This is a genomic window from Armatimonas sp. (assembly GCF_043760365.1).
Taxonomy (GTDB): Bacteria; Armatimonadota; Armatimonadia; order Armatimonadales; family Armatimonadaceae; genus Armatimonas.
On sequence record NZ_JAYUPA010000080.1, the window covers coordinates 1 to 2,355 of the forward strand.

The following is a 2,355-nucleotide window of genomic DNA, read 5'->3' on the forward strand; positions in this document are numbered from 1 at the left end:
TGGGCAAGTCCAAGGGTGACATCGCCAAGGCGACCAGCGCCAGCTTCGCCACGGATATCGAGGCCACGGTTGCCTTTCTCAAGACTCGCTCCGAAGTGAACGCCCAAAAAATGGGGCTGATCGGCCATAGCGAGGGCGGCTTGATTGCCCCGATGGTCGCGGCCAAGGCAGAAAATGGAATCGCCTTTATCGTGATGCTCGCCGGTCCGGGCGTCCCCGGTGACCAGATTCTGATCGAGCAGGGTGCCGCCGTGATCAAAGCGGCAGGCATGGGAGAGGCCGTCGCTGCCCAGGCACGCGCCAACCAGGCGAAGCTTTTGCCCATCGCCAAGACCGAACCCAACCCGCAAAAAGCCCTCGATGCGATGGCAAAAGCCCTTGGCCTCGACGATGCCAAAGCCCTTCCTGCCACGGCGATTGCCCAGCTCCAGCAGCTCACCAATCCGTGGATGCGCTATTTTCTCAGCTACGACCCCGCCCCCAATATTGCCAGAGTCACCTGCCCGGTGCTGGCACTCAATGGCGAAAAAGACACGCAGGTACTCGTCACCCAGAACCTTCCCGTGATCGAGAAGCTACTCAAGGACGCGGGCAATAAAGATGTCACAGCCGTCTCGCTCCCCAATCTGAACCATCTTTTCCAGCACGCCAAGACCGGCGGCCCCAGCGAGTACAGCCAGATTGAGGAGAGTTTTTCACCCGAAGCTCTCAAGCTGATCGGCGAGTGGATTGTCGCACGGACGAAGTAGTGGTTCGAAGGCGGGAAAGATATACAATACCACCGGAGGATTTCCCGATGAAACAGCCGCTTGCCAGTATCGCCGTTGTCGCCGCGCTCGTGGGCACACTCGCCGCGCAGGCACACGGGCCGGGGCCGGAGTACGTCCCCATCACCCGCCTGATCCAGAACCTCAACGCCGCGATTCAGAAGAATCCCAAAGACGCCGAGAGCTACTATCTCCTCGGACGGGTGCACTACTTCGCATTCATGGCCCCAGAGAAGATCGCCCCAAATCCCTACCAGCCTGCCAACGCCATTGGCATGCATAGGAGGGGTGCCACCTCGTTCTATGCAGCATTTGGTAGTGACGATCCTGGTAAGAGCAAAGCCCCAGCCCCTAGTGGGTACACGCGCACGCCCGAGCAGCAAATCGTCCATGTGCGAGCCGCCGTGTCCCGCCTTCAGAAGGCGCTTCGCCTGTGCGGGGAGAAAGTGAAGAAAGATTCTGGCTACGGCAGCGACCCTAGTCTCTATGAGCTGTGCCTGGCTTGTGCATTAGAAGAAGGGGCAAAATACGCCCCCAAGGTCGGCCCCCTTCCCGGACTGAGCGCAACAACGACAGCCTGGGAAGAGGCAGCGGTCCAGACCTACTGGCTCGCCTACGAGCGCGCGGAAAGTAGCGACCTTAAAGACACCGGAGGCTTGCAGCAGAAGCTGGTAAGCCAGGAAGCAGGAGCCGCCTACAGTCGAATGATCCGGCAGCGCGGCAGGCTGGGCGCAGCCGAAATCCTCCGACTGGGGAGAGTTGCCATCGCCCTGAAGCGGATGGAGGGTCGCATGGTCGCAGTGACGCCTATCGTCTTTTCCCTGAAGCCACAGGCCGGGCTTTCGAGCTTGCTGGCTCCGAGTACGCGCGTGCGCTTTGATCTGGATGGCACAGGGCGGGAGCAAAAACTCCCTTGGGTGGGGCCGGAGACGGCGGTGCTGTGCTGGGACCCGGCGGGGACGGGGAAGATCACGTCGGGCAAGCAGCTCTTTGGCTCGGTGACCTGGTGGATGTTCTGGCACGATGGCTACGCGGCCATGGCGGCACTCGATGACAACCACGACGGCTGGCTCACCGGGCGCGAGCTCTCCAGGTTGGCGCTGTGGTTTGATCGCAACCAAAACGGCGTGAGCGATCCGGGCGAGGTGGTTCCCATCACACAGACCAGTGTCACCGGGCTGGCAACCACGGCGACGGACACGGAGCAGCACGGGCCTATGAACCCGGCGGGCCTGCGCCTGCGCGACGGCTCCACCCTGCCCACGTGGGACTGGACGCTCGTGGTATCCTAAAACCCAATTATGAACCGTCTGGATGCACGTTTTGCCGAACTGAAGTCTCGCGGTGAGGGCGCTCTCGTCGCCTTTGTCACGGCGGGCGACCCATACCCGGGGCGCACTGCCGAAGTGGTCTGCGCACTGGCGGAGGCCGGAGCCGATGTGATCGAACTCGGCGTTCCGTTCTCCGACCCGCTCGCCGATGGGCCGACCATTCAAGCGGCGAGCTTTCGGGCGCTCCAGGGCGGGATGACGCCGCCCAAGGTGCTGGATGCCGTCCGCGAGGCGCGTGCACGGGGCGTTACGGTGCC

The 2,355-nt window shown here is 62.5% G+C and carries 3 protein-coding genes; all 3 read left to right on the forward strand.

The genetic code is table 11. From position 1 onward, the window contains the following. The coding region (locus ACH2EH_RS02045; protein ID WP_395138381.1) for an alpha/beta hydrolase family protein at positions 1 to 749 on the forward strand (749 nt) is incomplete at its 5' end. A gap of 47 nt (positions 750 to 796) precedes the next feature. Next, positions 797 to 2,059 carry a hypothetical protein gene (locus ACH2EH_RS02050; protein ID WP_395138384.1) on the forward strand — a complete coding sequence of 421 codons (1,263 nt, stop codon included), beginning with the start codon at positions 797 to 799 and terminating at the stop codon, positions 2,057 to 2,059. 9 nt (positions 2,060 to 2,068) lie between these two features. Further along, positions 2,069 to 2,355, forward strand: a 287-nt coding sequence (trpA, locus tag ACH2EH_RS02055; RefSeq protein WP_395138386.1) for a tryptophan synthase subunit alpha, incomplete at its 3' end; no start/stop codon positions are given.